This window comes from Mesorhizobium sp. WSM4828, assembly GCF_055811175.1.
Genome location: NZ_JBVVQK010000044.1, coordinates 1 through 16,458, shown reverse-complemented (window position 1 = coordinate 16,458; position 16,458 = coordinate 1). Strand labels below are relative to the sequence as shown.

Annotated in this window: 18 protein-coding genes; 4 read left to right on the top strand and 14 right to left on the bottom strand. The window is 62.9% G+C overall.

The genetic code is table 11. The features are described from left to right. Nucleotides 1–91 precede the first annotated feature (91 nt). From AC0L2X_RS29690 to AC0L2X_RS29680, 3 genes are all read left to right on the top strand, one after another. The gene (locus AC0L2X_RS29690) at nucleotides 92–1,123 is read left to right on the top strand and encodes a LacI family DNA-binding transcriptional regulator (RefSeq protein ID WP_352491017.1); all 1,032 of its coding nucleotides are present in this window, start codon (nucleotides 92–94) and stop codon (nucleotides 1,121–1,123) included. A gap of 236 nt (nucleotides 1,124–1,359) precedes the next feature. Beyond that, the gene (locus AC0L2X_RS29685; protein ID WP_473559916.1) at nucleotides 1,360–3,492 is read left to right on the top strand and encodes a TonB-dependent hemoglobin/transferrin/lactoferrin family receptor; all 2,133 of its coding nucleotides are present in this window, start codon (nucleotides 1,360–1,362) and stop codon (nucleotides 3,490–3,492) included. Between the two features lie 2 nt (nucleotides 3,493–3,494). Further along, on the top strand, nucleotides 3,495–4,577 hold the full coding sequence (locus tag AC0L2X_RS29680) for an SIP domain-containing protein (protein ID WP_473559918.1): 1,083 nt from the start codon (nucleotides 3,495–3,497) through the stop codon (nucleotides 4,575–4,577). Here AC0L2X_RS29680 and AC0L2X_RS29675 read toward each other — a convergent pair. From AC0L2X_RS29675 to AC0L2X_RS29630, 10 genes are all read right to left on the bottom strand, one after another. Continuing rightward, nucleotides 4,574–4,996, bottom strand: a complete 423-nt coding sequence (locus AC0L2X_RS29675) for an aconitase X swivel domain-containing protein (RefSeq protein ID WP_473559920.1) — start codon at nucleotides 4,994–4,996, stop codon at nucleotides 4,574–4,576. The two genes, AC0L2X_RS29680 and AC0L2X_RS29675, sit on opposite strands and share 4 nt — an antisense overlap. After that, nucleotides 4,993–6,243 (bottom strand): aconitase X, encoded by a 1,251-nt coding sequence (locus tag AC0L2X_RS29670; protein ID WP_473559922.1) that lies wholly within the window; start codon nucleotides 6,241–6,243, stop codon nucleotides 4,993–4,995. The genes AC0L2X_RS29675 and AC0L2X_RS29670 overlap by 4 nt, the downstream gene beginning before the upstream one ends. Before the next feature lie 79 nt (nucleotides 6,244–6,322). Beyond that, the gene (locus tag AC0L2X_RS29665) at nucleotides 6,323–7,390 is read right to left on the bottom strand and encodes an ABC transporter ATP-binding protein (protein ID WP_473559924.1); all 1,068 of its coding nucleotides are present in this window, start codon (nucleotides 7,388–7,390) and stop codon (nucleotides 6,323–6,325) included. Further along, nucleotides 7,390–8,178, bottom strand: coding sequence for an ABC transporter permease (locus tag AC0L2X_RS29660; RefSeq protein ID WP_031194613.1), 789 nt, complete (start codon nucleotides 8,176–8,178; stop codon nucleotides 7,390–7,392). Before AC0L2X_RS29660 ends, AC0L2X_RS29665 begins: the two co-directional genes overlap by 1 nt. After that, nucleotides 8,178–9,047, bottom strand: a complete 870-nt coding sequence (locus AC0L2X_RS29655; protein ID WP_473559925.1) for an ABC transporter permease — start codon at nucleotides 9,045–9,047, stop codon at nucleotides 8,178–8,180. Before AC0L2X_RS29655 ends, AC0L2X_RS29660 begins: the two co-directional genes overlap by 1 nt. A gap of 66 nt (nucleotides 9,048–9,113) precedes the next feature. Further along, entirely contained in the window at nucleotides 9,114–10,175 is a 1,062-nt protein-coding gene (locus tag AC0L2X_RS29650) for an ABC transporter substrate-binding protein (protein WP_473559927.1), read from the bottom strand. Nucleotides 10,176–10,214: 39 nt separating this feature from the next. Then, nucleotides 10,215–11,201, bottom strand: a complete 987-nt coding sequence (locus AC0L2X_RS29645; protein ID WP_473559929.1) for a PfkB family carbohydrate kinase — start codon at nucleotides 11,199–11,201, stop codon at nucleotides 10,215–10,217. Continuing rightward, nucleotides 11,198–12,217 (bottom strand): ADP-ribosylglycohydrolase family protein, encoded by a 1,020-nt coding sequence (locus AC0L2X_RS29640; RefSeq protein WP_473600901.1) that lies wholly within the window; start codon nucleotides 12,215–12,217, stop codon nucleotides 11,198–11,200. The genes AC0L2X_RS29645 and AC0L2X_RS29640 overlap by 4 nt, the downstream gene beginning before the upstream one ends. 24 nt (nucleotides 12,218–12,241) lie before the next feature. After that, entirely contained in the window at nucleotides 12,242–12,967 is a 726-nt protein-coding gene (locus AC0L2X_RS29635) for a GntR family transcriptional regulator (RefSeq protein WP_473559947.1), read from the bottom strand. A 167-nt stretch (nucleotides 12,968–13,134) separates the two neighbouring features. Then, entirely contained in the window at nucleotides 13,135–13,389 is a 255-nt protein-coding gene (locus AC0L2X_RS29630) for a hypothetical protein (RefSeq protein ID WP_352868816.1), read from the bottom strand. 274 nt (nucleotides 13,390–13,663) lie between these two features. Here AC0L2X_RS29630 and AC0L2X_RS29625 point away from each other — a divergent pair, with 274 nt between their 5' ends. After that, nucleotides 13,664–13,996, top strand: a complete 333-nt coding sequence (locus AC0L2X_RS29625) for a hypothetical protein (RefSeq protein ID WP_473600900.1) — start codon at nucleotides 13,664–13,666, stop codon at nucleotides 13,994–13,996. Between the two features lie 141 nt (nucleotides 13,997–14,137). On the opposite strand, the gene AC0L2X_RS29620 is transcribed toward AC0L2X_RS29625, so the two are convergent. From AC0L2X_RS29620 to AC0L2X_RS29605, 4 genes are all read right to left on the bottom strand, one after another. Beyond that, nucleotides 14,138–14,830 carry a hypothetical protein gene (locus AC0L2X_RS29620; protein WP_473559931.1) on the bottom strand — a complete coding sequence of 231 codons (693 nt, stop codon included), beginning with the start codon at nucleotides 14,828–14,830 and terminating at the stop codon, nucleotides 14,138–14,140. Between the two features lie 375 nt (nucleotides 14,831–15,205). Further along, nucleotides 15,206–15,439, bottom strand: coding sequence for a DUF2934 domain-containing protein (locus AC0L2X_RS29615; protein WP_473559932.1), 234 nt, complete (start codon nucleotides 15,437–15,439; stop codon nucleotides 15,206–15,208). An 86-nt stretch (nucleotides 15,440–15,525) separates the two neighbouring features. Continuing rightward, nucleotides 15,526–15,738 carry a hypothetical protein gene (locus AC0L2X_RS29610; protein ID WP_352452715.1) on the bottom strand — a complete coding sequence of 71 codons (213 nt, stop codon included), beginning with the start codon at nucleotides 15,736–15,738 and terminating at the stop codon, nucleotides 15,526–15,528. A 123-nt stretch (nucleotides 15,739–15,861) separates the two neighbouring features. Beyond that, nucleotides 15,862–16,167 (bottom strand): DUF1236 domain-containing protein, encoded by a 306-nt coding sequence (locus tag AC0L2X_RS29605; protein WP_473559934.1) that lies wholly within the window; start codon nucleotides 16,165–16,167, stop codon nucleotides 15,862–15,864. Between the last annotated feature and the right edge of the window lie 291 nt (nucleotides 16,168–16,458).

Sequence of the window (16,458 nt, the reverse complement as noted above, 5' to 3'; positions counted from 1 at the left end):
GGGTGGCGATGAGGCCGCTCTGCGACATCGGACCCATGAAATGCGTAATCTCGATGCGCCGTTGGCGCATTTTGGAATGAGGTGATCGACAGTGCGGTCCACCCTGACAGACATAGCCCGGGAAGCCGGCGTTTCCGCCGCCACGGTCGACCGTGTGCTCAACAACCGCGCCGGGGTCAGGGCGCGCACCCGCGAGGTCGTGCTCGAAACGGCACAGCGGCTTGGCTATATCGCTGAAAATTCGAATAATCCGAGCTCGCTCAACGCGCTGCGCGGTGAGGTAATGCGGCTCGATTTCGCCCTGCCCGCCGGCACCAATTCCTTCATCAAGATGCTGCACCGCCAGATTGAGGCTCAGGCGCAGGCGCGGCCGGACCTCGACGTCCGCGTCGCTACCATCGAAGGTTTCAATCCGGACCGGCTTGCGCGTCTGCTGCAGGAACTGCACGGGCAGACTCAAGGCGTCGGTGTGATCGCGCTCGACCATCCAACGGTGCGTGAGGCGATCCGCTCGCTTTCGGCCAGCGGCGTCAAGGTCGTCACCATCGCTTCCGACATCCTGCATGTGCCGAGGGTTGCCTATATCGGCATCGACAACCGCGCCGCCGGCCGGCTCGCCGGCTACCTGCTCAACCGCTTCATGGGCGCCGGGCGTCCGGGCAAGGTCGCGCTGTTCGCCGGTTCGCTCTCCTATCGCGGCCACGAAGAGCGCGAGATGGGCTTCCGCCACATACTGACGGAAGAATCGCCCAATCTGCAGATCGTGGAGATGCGCGAAATGCTCGATGACCGCGAAAAAGCCTATTCTGAGGCCTCCGCCCTGCTGGATCGGCACCCGGACCTGGCCGCCATCTACAATGTCGGCGCCGGCAACACCGGCATCGCCCGCGCACTCAAGGAGCGCGGGCGCGCGCTGTCGACGGTCTTTCTCGGCCATGAGGTGACGGAAGGCACCAAGGAGCTTCTGCTCGACGGCACGCTGGACGCGGTCATCGACCAGAACCCGCGCGTCGAAGCCCGCGAGGCGCTCAACACCTTGAGCCATGCGGTCAGGGGGTTGCCTTACGAACTGCACCAGCCACGGCTGCAGGTGATCTTCAGGGAGAGCATCCCGGAGATCTGAACCAGGTGAAGCAGATGCGTCACAAATTCATGATCGCCCGGGCGAGATCTTGGCGGCCAGATCAAGGGGCCGACTGAGAATCTTCGATCCGGCTCAGGCCTGCAAAATTAAGTTGACTATTGTCATCATGTTTTAATAAGTACCCCTGCCCGGCCCGTGTGTCGAGGCTTCTCCATCATGCCAGCCAGCGCCAACGGCCGCCGCCAGCAATCTTTGCTTTTCCGGGGGCTGCACGCATGAAACTGACAAGCAACAAGACCTTGATGGCGAGCACCGCGCTCGCCTTCGCGCTCGGCCTGTGCGCCGCGCCGCTAGCCGCCGCGCAGGAGCCGGAGAAGAAGGGTATCGCCGCCGAGGCCGACCGGGCGGTCAAGCCTCCCCAGCAGGCTAGAACTGGGCAGAACGAGCCGACCGTGCTTGACCTGATCACCATCTCGGCGACGATGATCAAGACCGCGATCATCGAATCGATGGCCGCCATCAGCGCCGTCGATCAGGAAGAGCTCGAACGCATCCAGCCTGACAGCGCTGCCGACATTTTCCGCACCACCCCCGGCGTTGCCGCTTCGATGAACGGCGACGATCCGGCAACCGCCATCAACATTCGCGGACTGGAGCAGTATGGCCGCGTGGTGGTGACGCTCGACGGCGCCCGCCAGGATTACTGGCGCGTCGGCCACGGCTCAGGCTCGTTCTATGTCGAGCCGGAACTGATCAAGGAAGCAACCGTCATTCGCGGCCCGGTCTCGAACGCCTATGGCTCGGGCGGCATCGGCGGCGTCGTCTCCTTCGAAAGCAGGGGTGCCGGCGATTTCCTCAAGCAGGAGGAACGCTGGGCGCTGAGCGAGAAGCTCGGCTATGAGACCAATGGCGACGGCTTCACCACCAGCGCCACCGGCGCATACCGTTTCAGCGACGACGCAGATATCATCGGCAACCTCATCTATCGCGACCGCGACAGCTACGCCGATGGCAATGGCGATACCGTGCCATGGACCGGCGAGCGCATCACTAGCGGCTACATGAAGGCGACGCTGCGGCCCTCCGACGGCCACGAGCTCAAGCTCGGCGCGATCCTGCAGCGCTACAACGACCAGATCACCGGATCGAGCGGCTCGACCTCACCGACGCTGAGCCGCTACGACACCGACACCACCAACCAGACCTACACGGCTGCCTATACGTGGAGGCCGGACGACAACGAGCTGATCGACCTCAGTGTCAACGCCTATCACAACCGCACGCGCGCCGAGCAGACGCAGGTCTGGCCGGCAACGGCGATCCGCAACTTCCGCTACTACGACGTCGCCACGACCGGCTTCAACCTGAAGAATTCCTCGCGCTTCGATGCCTGGGAGATCGCTCACACCCTCACCTACGGCCTCGATTACTACTGTCTGGAGGCCTCGTCGGAGGCCGCGCATTTCGGTTCGGGCGAGCAGCAGGGTTATGGCGGCTTCCTGCAATGGCAGGGCGACTACAGCGACTGGCTGCAGCTCATCGCCGCCGTCCGCTATGACGGCTACCAGCTCGACGGCGAAACGAAGACCGTGCCGCCGGCGGAAACCTCGATTTCGGGCGATCGCTGGTCGCCTCGCCTCACCGTCGGCGTAACGCCGTTGGATGGCTTCCAGCTCTACGGCACCTATTCCGAAGGCTACCGGGCACCGGGCCTGCAGGACGTCTATCGCGGCGGCGGCGCGCATGGCGGTGGCGACAGTTACCAGCCTAACCTGCTTCTGCAGCCCGAAACGGCGAAGAGCTGGGAAGCCGGCGTCAATCTGAGATATGACGATGTGCTGGCCGCGGGCGACCTGGTTCGTGCCAAGGTCAACGTCTTCCACACCGCCGTCGAAGGCTATATCGACGTCGACCTCACCGTGTTGCCGCGTATGGCGATCAACATCGGCGACGCGCGGCTGAAGGGCATCGAGGCCGAAGCCGTCTATGACTATGGCTGGGGGTTCGCGAACTTCGCCGGCGCCCTGATCGACGCCAAGGTCGTCACCGGCGTCTATTCCGGCCAGGCGCTAAATAACACGCCGCTCGACCGCTTCTCGGCGACCGTCGGCTTCCGCATGCTGGAAGACCAGCTCACAGTCGGTGCGCAATATCTCAGCGTCGGCAAGATCACCCGGACAAGCCGCACCAATCCCGACGCGCCGACAGTGATCGACGACGGCTTCGACCTCGTCAACGTCTTTGCCAACTGGCGCATCAACGACCACGCCAAACTCGATTTCAGTGTCGATAACGTCTTCAACACCGCCTACACCGACCCGCAAAGCGCCTGGTCGACGACGGCGGCGACGGAACAGGGCAAGGGCCGCACCTTCAAGGTGGCGCTCACAGGCAGGATCGGAGGTTGAGAATGAGGGACCCATCGGCGAGCGGACTGGCCTGCGAAGCGCGCTTGAACCTGCGCAACCTGCCGCATTACATCGACCGCATCAGCGACAGGCTGCAGAGCTTCGATGCCGATGCCTCGCGGGAGGGGCAGCGGCTCGACTTCCGCTTCGCCTTCGGCGACGCGTCTCTTTACATGGAGCGGCTGGTCATGCGGGCCAACGCCGCCGACCGCTATGGGCTGGCCCGCATCAAGGACCTGCTGGCCACCGCCGTAGACGTATATGCCAAGGAAGAAAGTCCCGAGATTGTATGGACCGGCGATCTCGCCGAAGAAACCCGCCTCGCGCAGTTCCGTGAGATGGTCGTCACCCAGGTCGGCGACCTGACGCCGCACATGCGCCGCATCCGCTTCGCCGGCGAGGATCTCTTTCGTTTTGCGAAATTCGGCGGCATGCATATCCGCATGCTGTTTCCGACCAGGGACGTCCCCGATCCGCTCTGGCCGGTGCTCGGCAGCAATGGCTTGCCGGCCTGGCCCTCGGACGACAGGCGCCCGGTAGCGCGCGTCTACACCATCCGGGCCCTCGACGTCGAAAACGGCATCATCGAGGTCGACTTCCTCATCCATCCCAGCGACAGCGTCGGCGCCCGCTGGGCCATGCAGGCGGCGCCCGGCATGAAGATCGGCATCATGGGGCCGGTCGGCCGTCCGGTGCGTCCGGCGTCCTGGTATCTCATGGGCGCCGACGAAACCGGCTTGCCGGCGCTGGCCCGCATGCTGGGATCGCTGCCCGCCGAAACCAAAGGCGTGGCCTTCGTCGAGATCGCCGACGATGGCGAACGGCTAGTCATCGACAACGCGACCGGTATTGAGCTGCACTGGCTGCCGAGAAATGGCGTGCAGGCCGGCACCGACGACAGGCTGGCGCGCGCCATCCGGTCGGTCGCATGGCCGACCGGTTCGGCATTCGGCTGGTTCGCCGCCGAAGCAGCCGCCGCCAGGACGGTGCGCGAACATTGGCGCGGTACACTGGCGCTCGGCCGCAACGAAACACTGGCGGCAGCCTACTGGCGGCGGGGCGCGGCGGGACTGATGGCCGGCTAGAGCTTGCTCACCATCGCTTGCGCATCTTCGCCCAGACCGATGGCGATCCGGTCGCCGGAGACAATGCCTGATGTGTCGCAGACGACCAGCGGCATGCTGATGTCGTAGAGGAATTCGGCAACGATGGCGCCGACGGCAAGGATCGGGTCCGGCCGCTCCAGGATAATGCCGGCCGGCGCCGTGCCCCTGCGGATCGCTTCGGCCAGAACCGAAGACGAGGACGACGACCCCCGCCCGCTCGGCATCACCAGGATCTTGCCGGCGATATTGCCGCCCAGGTCCGGATGCGAATAGTCGATGATGTCGCCCGTTTCGACGTCGATCCCGCCCCAGAAGCTGAGCGCCTGCGAAAGCACCAGCGCCGGGCCTTGTGCCGAGCCGGAAAGGTGGAATGTACCGGTTCTGGCCGGCGCCTTCATGGCGCGGCTCGCACGACGCGGCCGGCCGCAGCCGAGCGGACGCAGTCCTCCATGTCACCGAAGGCCACCGAGACACCGATATTGCCAGGTGCGTAATGCGCCCATTTGCCCGAATTGGTCATCACCACGCCATCGAGACGCTCGAGGATCGACGTGACATAGGTGCAGGTGTCGGTGACCGGAACGAGGCCGAACTCTTCCATGCCGGCCAGTGCGCCTTCGTCCTGCAGTCGCGTCAGCGTGGCACGCCCTGTGTTGACGTAGATCGGGACGCCCCTGCCCGGCGCAACTTCGCGCAGCAGCGGCAACAGGCGCATCCACTCTTCATGGGAGAAATGCGGCGTGCCTAACGACACGGCTGCAAGCTGCACGCCGTCGGGGACGCTCGACAGCCTGACCAGCGCATGGTGGATGTCAGTCCGAGAGATCCGGATTTTTTCCTCCGGCACCAGGCCGTGCAAGGCCTCATCCAGCGTCTCCGCCTCCGGCGTGATGCCGACGGCATGAAATAGCGCCACCGCACCCGTCGTTGCCGCCGCCGCCCCCAGCGCCTTCAGTTGGTCCTCGTCGCGCGGCTGCGGCAGGCCCGATATGACAGGGATGCGGTCGCCAGCCCTTTGCCCGACGATCAGCCCGACGCCGACAAACAGGGCGTCGGTAGGCTCGAAAGCAGCGTCAATCAGCTCAAACAGGATCCGGCCTCGTCGATTTTCACTCAGATGCAGCCCCCAGGCCGGCGCGCGCGCGGTGATTGCGCAGCACAAATCGATGAAATCGCCATAGCGGTTGGTCCGCGCGCCGATCACCGAATTGGCAAAGACGATGGCGTTGGATTCACCCCAGGCGATCTGCTCGCCGAACCTTGGCCGGAACCGAGTCTGATAGGGTGCGCAGGTGAAGGTCGCCTGACAGCCGAGTTCCAGATGCGCCTTCATCAGGCGTCGCGCCGGCGCTTCTTCCGCGGCCGGCATCTTCACCAATCCGGGATGGATGAGGTCGAACGAACCGACATTCAGCGTCGTCGGCACCCGAACGCGGCCGCCGCCCTCAATCAGCCTTTCGACGAAATCGAGGCTGGCCTGGCCGTGATAGAGGCAGCCGTCGATATGCGCACCGGCAATATCCAGCAATTTGTGCGCGCCGACCGCCTTCGAACAGGCAACCAGGATCTTCATCGCAGCGGCCACGGCCGGACCCTGCTCGCCCTGCAGCATCGACTGGTCGCCCGCATTCAATTCAAGCGACATCGAGTATTCCGCTCACACTTTGCCCGACCATGCTTTCCCCGATTGCGGACCGCCTGGCAAGACTGAAGGATTGGATCTGCTAGCTCGCGTCGATCAGCACCGTACTCTCCGACGACCAGCGCAGCACCACCTGTTGTCCTTCCGCCAGCTTTTCGATGCCGGTGTTCTGCACGATGACCTTGATTGTCTGGCCATCGCGATCGACAAAATACGTGCTGTTGTTGCCGGCGAAGATGCGCTTGGAAACCCGCCCCGTGAGCATGTTGGCATGGGCTCGGTCCGGAACGCCGGCATTGGTGGCGATGCGGATTCGTTCAGGCCGCACGGCGCAGCTCGCCTTCGTGCCGGCAACAAGCGTAACCCCTGCGCCTGCGGCAATCCCCGTTCCGTCAGGCAGCCGGATGCCCGTACCAGTGGCGTTGCCGCGAAGGATGTTGGCGTCGCCTAGGAAGGTGGCGGCAAACTCACTCTTCGGCCGATCGTAGATCTCCTCGGGAGGGCCTTCCTGCACCAGCTTGCCATCGCGCAGAATGCCGATGCGGTCGCTCATCGTCAGCGCTTCTTCCTGGTCGTGGGTGACGAAGATCGTGGTGATGCCGATCTCGCGCTGAATACGCTTCAATTCGATTTGCATGTCCACGCGCAGCGCCTTGTCGAGCGCGCCGAGCGGCTCGTCGAGGAGAAGCACGCGCGGCGTGGTGACGATCGCGCGAGCGAGCGCCACCCGTTGGCGCTGGCCGCCGGAGAGCTGGTGCGGCCGGCGACCGCCGAGCGTGCCGAGTTGCACGAGGTCGAGTGCGCGCTGCACCTCGCTGGCAATCACCGCCTTGGGCTCGCCGCGCACCGACAGTCCGAAGGCGACATTGTCGGAGACGCTCATATTGGGAAAGAGCGCGTAGTTCTGGAACACCATGCCGATGCGCCGCTTCTCCACCGGTACCCGCTCAACACTTTCGCCGCCTATGGAGATGCGACCAGAGTCGGGAAAGTCGAAGCCTGCGATCTGGCGCAGCAGCGTGGTCTTGCCGCTGCCGGAGGGACCGAGCAGGGCGTAGAAGCCGCCGTCGGCGAAATCGATCGAGACATCGTCCAGCGCCTTGTGCGCGCCAAAACTGCGCGACACATTCGATACCTGCACGCCCGCCATTATTTCTCTCCGCCGAATTTGAAGAAGCGCGCCGTCAGCAGCATCAGCGCCATCGACACAACAATGATGATCGTCGAGACAGCATTGATCTCGGGCGTGAAACCCTTGCGGATCGCCGCGTAGATTTCGACCGGCAGCGTCGTTTGGCCGGGCGTCGACAGAAAGTAGGAGACGACGAACTGGTCGAAGGACACGGCGAAGGCGAACAGCCCGCCGGCAATGACGCCCGGCATGATCCAGGGCAGCGTGACGCGGTTCGTCACCTGCCATTGATTGGCGCCGAGCGAGCGCGCCGCCTCTTCCAGCTCCGGCGCAAATGTCTGCAGCCGGGCCGAGACGACGACGATGACATAGGGCAGTGCCAACGCCACGTGGCCGAGCAGGATGGCATGCAGCCCGCGGCCGATGCCAACGCCGAAAAAGAAAATCAGCATCGCCGTGCCAGTGATCAGCCACGGTATGGCGATCGGCGGAAACAGCAGCGCCTGCAGGAATTTCTTACCGCGGAAGTCGTAGCGATAGAGCCCTAGCGACGCCGCGGTGCCGAGCGCGGTGCAGATGATGGTAGTGATGACGGCGATCTCGACGCTGTTTCGCGTGGCCGCGATCAGCTGATTGTTCTGCCAGAGCGAGGCATACCATTCCGTCGTCCACTCGAACGGCAGCTGGTAAAAGGGCGAGACGTTGAATGACATCAGCGCCATAATAATGATGGGCAGGTACAGGAAGGCGAGCAGCATCAGAATGTAGACCCGGCCGAGCCATTCCAGGATTCGGGTCGTCGCCACTAAGCGGCCCTCCGAAGCACCGGCGAAGTAACCGCCAGGATGACCAGCACCACAGCCAGCAGGATGAAGGACAGTGCGGCACCCAGCGGCCAGTTGAACACGGCAACGAACTGGTCCTCGATGACAGTGCCGTAAAAGGTGCCGGTACGGCCGCCGAGGATGCGCGGCTCCATGAACGAGCCAACGACCGGGACGAAGATGAGGGCTGCGCCAGCCACCAGCCCCGGCATCGACAGCGGAATGATGACCCGCTTCAGCATCTGCAGCCGCGAGGCACCGAGCGAGCGCCCGGCCTCGATCAGCGAGTCATCGATGGCCTGCAGGGTCAGATAGCAGGTCAGCACCATGTAAGGCACGTAGGAGTGCACTAGCCCGATGATGACGGCCGGATAGGAATACATGAGATCAATGTTGATCTTGAACGGCAGCACGGCGTTGAGCGCTGTGTCGAGAATGCCCCCTTCGCGCAGCACCATCGCCCACGAGAAGATGCGCACCAGCCCGTTCGACCAGAACGGCAGAATGACGAGCAGGAAAATCGCCTCGCGGCTGCGGCCTTTCAGCACCTTGGCCAGCACGTAAGCGGCGGGATAACCGATGACGATGCACCACAGCGTCACCTCGAGGCCGAGGCGCAGCGAGGCCACCAGCAATGTCAGGTAAAGGCTTTGTGAAAAGAAGGCGGCATAGTTTTCGAGCGTGAATGCCCACGGCTTTCCCGATAGCGGCAGGTCGGTGATGAAGGAGAAGAAGACCATGGCCGAGAGCGGCAGGAAAATTGCAACCGTCAGCCAGAGATAGGCAGGCGCCAGCAGCGGCAAGGCCGATCTCAGCCCGCTGCGCGACGCGGTTGCGATCTGTACTGCCATGACATCTCCTCCCAAGATAGGAAGGATCAGCCGACATTGATGGTCGGCTGATCGCGGCTTCTGCTGTTACTTCACGTCGACCTTGAGCTGCTGCCAGAGCGCCAGATAGGTCTCGCGCTGCGCGTCAGTAATCGGCGCCTGGAACTGGATGCGCTTGGCGACTGCCGGGTCGCCCATCACCTTGCGGTTGAAGGAACCCTCTGGCAGCGCTTCGACCGCCTTGGTGTTGGCCGACACCGGCGCGCCGACCTTGGTGACCCATTCGACATAGAACTTCGGGTCGATCATGTAGTTGATGAAGGCTTGCGCCCCGGCGACGTTCTTGGAACCGACCGGAATGGAAAAGGCGTCAAGCCAGGCGACGGCACCCTCCTGGGGAATGACCAGCGAGACCGGCAGCTTGAAATGCGTCTTGGCGCGGTCGGCCGAGCCGCTCCAATAGGTGCCGATGTCGATCTGGTTGGAGGCAACCATCTGGTTCCAGTCGTTCTCCGAGCTCCAGAACGTCTTGATCTGCGGCATCAGCGAGGTCAGCTTCGCCTTGACCGCCTCCATGTCCTTGACGTCGTTGATGTTCTGGCCGGTAGCGATGGCGCCGAACTGCACGGCCTCGACGGCATCGTCACGGATGGTAACGCGGCCCTTGTGGGCGGGATCCCACATTTCGGCGATGCTGGTCGGCGGCTTGTCGAATGACTTGTCGTTGATGGCGAGCGCCGTCAGCCCCCAAACCCACGGCACCCCATAGACCTTGCCGTCATGGACGAGCATCGATGAGCCGGCCTTGTCCTTGCTGATGTCGGCATAGTTCGGCAGCTTGGACGTGTCGATCGGCTGAATGAGCTTTTCCGCCATCGCCTGGTCGTTGAAGGCGGCATTGATCATGACGACATCGTAAAGGTCGGGATTGGTCCTGAGCTTGGTCAGCATTTCCTGTTCGGAATTGAAGAAGTCGTTGACGACCTTGTTGCCGGTTGCCTTTTCGAAGGCGGCTATGGCCCAGGGCTCGTCGGCGCCATAGCCCTTCCAGTTGAGTACGTGCACCTCGTCGGCCCTGGCGGCAAATGCGAGTGCGGAGGCGAAGACGGCGGCCGCCGTCATTAGGGCAGTCAAGTGGGGCATGCGCATGTTCGTTCCTCTCTGTGTTTGCCCGCTTCCCGGGCTTTGTCAGGCTGTCGGGCGTTTGGCCTCTTGCTTCCGGCCATGGAGGCCGATCGGCGGACCGCCGGCATGGCTTAGGAATGTCTGGATCTCGTAGTCGGTCGGCGCTGATGAACCACCGTGGCGGGTGACGGAAATGGCCGCCGCCGCATTGGCGTAGCGCGCTGCCTCAAAAGGCGTCATTCTGCGCGCCAGCGCGCTGACGAAAGCGCCGATATGGGTGTCGCCGGCGCCATTGGTATCGATGGCGTCGACCTTGAAGCCGGCGATCGTTTGCGCCGAGCCGTCGGCCAGCCGCACATGGCAGCCTTTCGCGCCGGCACGAATGACGACGCCAATGGCCTTAGGGGAGTGGTCGCTTAGCAGCCGTGACGCGACTGTCTCGACACCGCCCGGACCGGCAATCGCGGCCGCTTCCGTCGTGTTGCAGCTCAACCAGGTAGTGCGGGCGAGTATCCGCGACAGGATATGGCGAGGAATGTCGGTGATGACAGGTGTCGGGTCGAGGACAAGGGGTGTGTCGGCCGGAAGCGCCTCGAACCAGTCGGTGAGCGCGTCGCGGCTCTTGGGATAGCTCAGCGTATAGCCTGACGTGAACACCCAGTCGTCTGCAGCGACCACCACGGGCGCCAGCATGTCGAGGCTGAGCACGCTTTCAGCACCCGGCCAAGACACGAAAGTGCGTTCGGCATCGCTCGAGATCAAGGCGACGCAATGGCCGCTGTCCATCATGGGCGATGGCGGGGTCAGAGTACTGATACCCTCGGCGTTAAAGGCGCTGCGCAGGAAGTCGCCATTGGGTCCGCTGCCGAGCTGGCCGCCGAACACCACCTTCATGCCGGTGCGGCTGGCCGCGACCATCATGTTGAAGCCGCCGCCGGCGACTTGTGCAAAGCTCGATGCGGTCTTCTCCGTGCCCGGTGCCGGCAAGGCATCGATGCGGTAGACATAGTCGACCACCGCGCTGCCGACATGGACGAGACGCCCCTTCATGCCGCCGTATCCTTGCCGGACCTGCTCTTCGCCGTCCGCAGGGCGACCAGGTCGGCGGCGAGCGCGCGCACCCGCCCAATGTCTAGGCCTTTGATCCGGGTGATGTGTTTCTGTGGCAATCGGGAAAAGCCGGTGCAGGCACCGGCCATGCCGGCCGCGATGGCGCCGATCGTGTCGGTGTCGCCACCGAGATTGGCACTGATGACTGCCGCCTGCCAGGGATCGCCACCGGCGACTTCCAGCACCGCGAATGCAGCCGGAACGGACTCCTGACTGGCGACGCCGGTGCCGACCAGATCGGTGATCAGCCGGATCGCGTCCTTCGTCGCCTTGCCGCGTACGAGCTTCTGCGCCCACCCAATGCGCGCGGCGATGTCACCGCCGGTCACCCAATAGCCGAGCGTTGCCCCGTGCCTCGCCCCGGCGATGGCGCTGTCGGAAGCGGCGCGCCAGTCACCGCCAGCGATGCCGCGACTGATGGCGGCAGCGACCGCTGCGGCCGAAGCGATTGCGATTGACGTGTTGTGCGTCGCCCTGCAAGTTTCGGCCACTTTGCCGACCAGTGCGTCAAGCGGCTCTGGCGGCATCATGATGCCGACTGGCGCGATGCGCATGGCCGCACCATTTGTGTCGCCGCTGCGTCCCGCTTCCTCGGCTGGCATACCGTTATTGATGGCGTCGATGGCGCGTTTGGTTGATGGTCCCAGCAGATCGTAGCTGCCGCGCGCCTTGACATCGCGTTCCCAGTCGAGCAGCGCGTTGACCCACCGCGCATGGTCGAACCGGTTACCGGATTCGACCAGGATACGGCCAAGCAGAAGCGCCTGTTCTGTGTCGTCGGTGATCGTCCCGGCCGGAAGTCCCTTCGACACCGGATGGTCGGCGAAAGGAGCAATGAAGTCCTCGACATGACCGTAGAGTTTGGCAATCCGCGCCGGCGACAAAAGCTGCGTCGGCATGCCCAGCGCATCTCCCAGTGCCCCGCCGACAAGCGCTCCCATGGCCCGATTGGTCATGTTCCCGGCGTCGTCCAGCATCACTCAGAACCTCATATGCAGCGCAAAATGCGCCGGGTTGAGCAGGCTGGTCACATATTCGATCGGCCGGTCATCGGCCGCACGCGTCAACCGACGACCGCGCAGGAACGGCGTGCCTTGCGGGCAGCCGAGGATGGCGGCGTCCTCTGGGTTGAGCATTTCGATGCCGACCCATTCCTCGCCATGGTCTGGAATGAGGCCGGCGCCGCGCAGCGTCTGGTGGAGCGAGCCTTCGCGCAGACCGCGTAACGGCACGTCCTCCAGTTCGGGTGACAATGGCAGGCGGCTGCGCTCAATGGAGATAGCGTGGCCGTCGCTGGCATTGGTGCGCACCCGATCGACAGCGATGAAAAACGGGTTTTCTATACCAAGCAGTGTGGCAAGATCAGGGTCCTCGATCACCTCGAGCCGCAGCGTCCGCGTCTCGGCATTTGCGCCGGCGTTGGCGAGCGCCCGCGACCAACCGATTGAGTCGTCAACGGGCTTGCCATCGAAGGTGACGAAAGAGCCGATGCCGACCTTGGTGGTAATCAGCCCGCGGCTGGACAGTTCCTCGAGGCCCTTGCGAACGGTGTTGCGGCTGACGGAGAAACGCTGGACGAGCTCGTTCTCGCTTTGCAACCGGTCGCCGAAGCCCAGAACACCGGAGCGGATTTCATGTTCGAGAACCGTGGCGATCTGTTCGGGCTTGCCCGTACCGGGAGACGATGGGACCACGCGGCGGACCATAGGCATACCTGTTCATTGCACCTGTATAGTCCTGTGCAATGTATCTGCAACGCCAGCTCTGTCAACCGACGGCGGAGGGCCACACAGATAGACCAAGCTGCTTGATGATACCCAGTGGCCGTGAAGGCCATACGAGGTGCGGCGGGCGAACGGGGTCGCTGGAGATATCACTGTTCGCTGCTGGAAGACCCCTCGACTGCCCCGTCACCATCTGCAGAATGCGGCAGAATGCCGAAGTCGCGCGACTTGGTCCCATGCGCCGCCGTCAGGAAACCATCGGCTGTGAGACCTCGCCTCAAAAGCTCACGTACAGCGGCCGACCGGCTCGGCATGTGCTTGTCGAAGCGCCAGTTCTCCAATGCCGCCAGTTCATCGACGGTCAGCATGATCTGCAATCGTTCCGGGCGTTCCAGTTCGGACATCTCGGCCTCCAATCATACCAGCCTAAATGCAGCTGAGTTAGTATGTTCCTAATTTTCTGTAGAATTAGGTACGTGAGCAGAATGCGTCAAGGCCTTCAGATGAGCGAGTCATGCAGAAGTCCGATGAAGCGGATCAAGCATCAAATAGGTAATCAACAAAATACGCTAACTATTTGACATAAAACGAGTTTTTAAGGAATTTCGGTTGCCAATCACGGAACCTGGGCGCATGGTAGAACACGAGGGACAAACCGCTCCTGAAGGGAAGGTTTCTATGCGCTACGGATTTTCGGTTCGTCTGCACGAAGACGTCAGTTCCCGAGTTCGGGCTACATTGCGGTCCGGGATTGCCATCAATCTGACTGCTGTCGCCGAAGCCGCGCGACTGCAGAACCTCGCCGAGAATGTTGCGCGCGAAGACATCGAATGGCTCGTCATGCAAGCAGCCCAGCTCTACGGGGCGGCTATCGAGTTCGACGGCTTCGCGGAAACCGATCTGGCGGAGTTTGCGTGCCCTCAGCTGATGCAAAGCAGCCCCGCAGTGGGCTGGGATGCCCTGGAAGACGGAACGGTCGCTTCGCCGGACCTTGGCCGTCAAACGCATTGAGGCGCGTGCTCTTTCGAGCCCCGCCATGCTCCGCCACGTGCTCGGCAAAAAGCCCGCCGCAAGGGCGGGCTTTGGACTGCTGGAGGCTTGGTGGACGAAGGCCTCTCGGCCCCGTCCGACATTTCATCCAATGTATTCGCCTTAGCGGCGGGCGATCAGCAGGCACAATTGGCGCAGATCGCTGTCGTAAGTGCCTTCGCTGCTGAGCACGTCAACGCAGCGCGTTTTCATCCTGGCCAACTTGTCCCCCGACATATCGGCAACGACCTGGGGCAAGCTGGGATTGAGGGGATTGTTGGGATTGGACGGGCTGCCCGGGTTGGACGGATTGCTCGGATTGCTCCCACCACCGATCCCGACACCGGCGCCGACATTGATGCCACTGCCGACCCTGACGCCGGCGCCTGCGTTAACGCGGCTGCCGATACCTACCCCGGCGCCCGCCGCGATGCCACTGGAACCGCCGATCGTTGCACCGGCACCGGCGTTGATGCCGCTTCTGCCCCCGACCGATGCGCCGGCGCCCGCGGCGATGCCACTGGAACCGCCAATCGTTGCGCCGGCACCGGTGTTAATGCCGCCGCTGCCGCCCACCGAGGCACCGAGGCCTGCCTTGATGCCGCCGTTGCCGCCAACTGTTGCGCCGGAACCGGCGTTGATGCCGCCGCGACTGCCAACCGTCGCGCCGAGGCCGGCTTTGATGCCGCCATTGCCGCCGATGGATGTTCCAACACCAACGGCAATTCCGTCCGCGGCATTCACGGGCATCGAGAGCATGAAAATAACTGCGCTGCCTGCCACCGCATCGGTGATTGTTTTGATCATGGTGGTCATAACACTCTCCTTGCTGTAGTTGCGCTGAACAGCCAGCGACATCGCCGGTTGCATGCCTACTAATTTGCAAGAAGATGATCGGTTTCTTTGCCAGTCAACTTTCTGGCCTCATGGTATCTGTTCACAGAACGGCCCAGTGAATTTTGTAGCCAATTTTTCCGAAAGTTTTACTTGGAAGGCGGAACACCACCGAGATCGGCCGAACTGTCCTCTACCTGCTGAAGCAGATGCGAGTGTCAGCTGATGGGCACTGCGATGGACGAACACAGCCGCAACGGAACCAGTTCTGGTGCTGTTCCGACCACGGAACAGGCCAGGAACACCTGACGATGAGTCCACCGCGAGATCCGGCGTTGGAATCAAATCCGCTCGAGTTCACGTTTTGCGTGGTCGCGCCTTGGGTTTGGTTCCGTTCTTGGCGGCGGGCGCCGTCTTAGGCTGACGTGATGTCGGCTTCGGCCGGCTGGCGGTCTTCTCTTTCGTGGCGATTTCTGCGTCGATTTCGGCGGTAGCCTGATCCCAATGCTGCTGATGCGCCCCGTCGGGCCTGCCTGCCTGTTCCCAGATCGCGTGTGCCCGCTGGCGAATCCGTTCCTGCCTGTCCGTCACTGTTGCCTCCGTCGGCTCGGTTCATGCGTAAGCAACTTTGTTCTAGCTGAAATTTCGACCGGCGTCTTGAGCGCTAGGCAACACCGTCATTGAACCTCTCTGTCACACAGGACGGCGACGCCGAGGAGCGCCGCCTTCTTGATGATCAGCCCCTCAAGGTCGGCGTCCGAGCGCTCGGTTCCGGTGCGTTCGCGCAACAGTGCAATCGCCGCCTTCATCGACAGCAGGCCATCGCCTCGTTCAGCAAGCAGTTTGTCGACGGCGGCGGCCACGTTGACCGGCTCGACATGCGGCAGCATGGGAATGGCTCCTTTCCTTGTTTCGAGACGACAGCGGCTCCATCCCGATCGCTCGGGATGGAGCTCTGATTTGGTAATTAGATCGTGACCTTTCCAAATCCGGTTCGCGGTTGTGAACGCCGATCAGTCGAGGACGTGCACGATCTTGCGGGTGCCTGGATCGACGAGCACCGTGCGATTGCCGACGACGACGTATCTGTACTTCACGTCGGGAACATCGATCGGTTGCAGCTCGACCGTATCGGGCAACGTGGAACCGATATTGAGCTCCACCCCCAGAAGATTGATCGACGCCAACGGGTGCTTGTGGACGTATTCGCGGATGACCGTCTGCTGTTCGGGCGTGACAATCACCTGGTCTGCGGTGGCCACGCCGACGCCGGCGAGCAACACCAATCCCGCCGCAGCAGGAACAAGGTGGATTTTCATCGTCTACTCCTGTTGTTACGGGCCTCGCCTTTACGGTTGCGACACGGCAATTCCGGTCGAAGCGGCGAACCCTCTAGGCAAACGCCCACGCCACCTTGTTGTTCCGTAAGTGGCGTCTAATCGAATGGCGGTGAAGCGCCGTGCGGTGCGGCGAATCGACTGCGGATGAGCTGCGGTGGCCCCCCGCGCAAGACCCCGGCCCCACGGGTTGCCCCAAAGCAGCGATAACCGGGGGGGGGGTATAGACAGCGGGGAAAAAAAAAATTTTGGACAGCGAAATTTTCTAGGGGG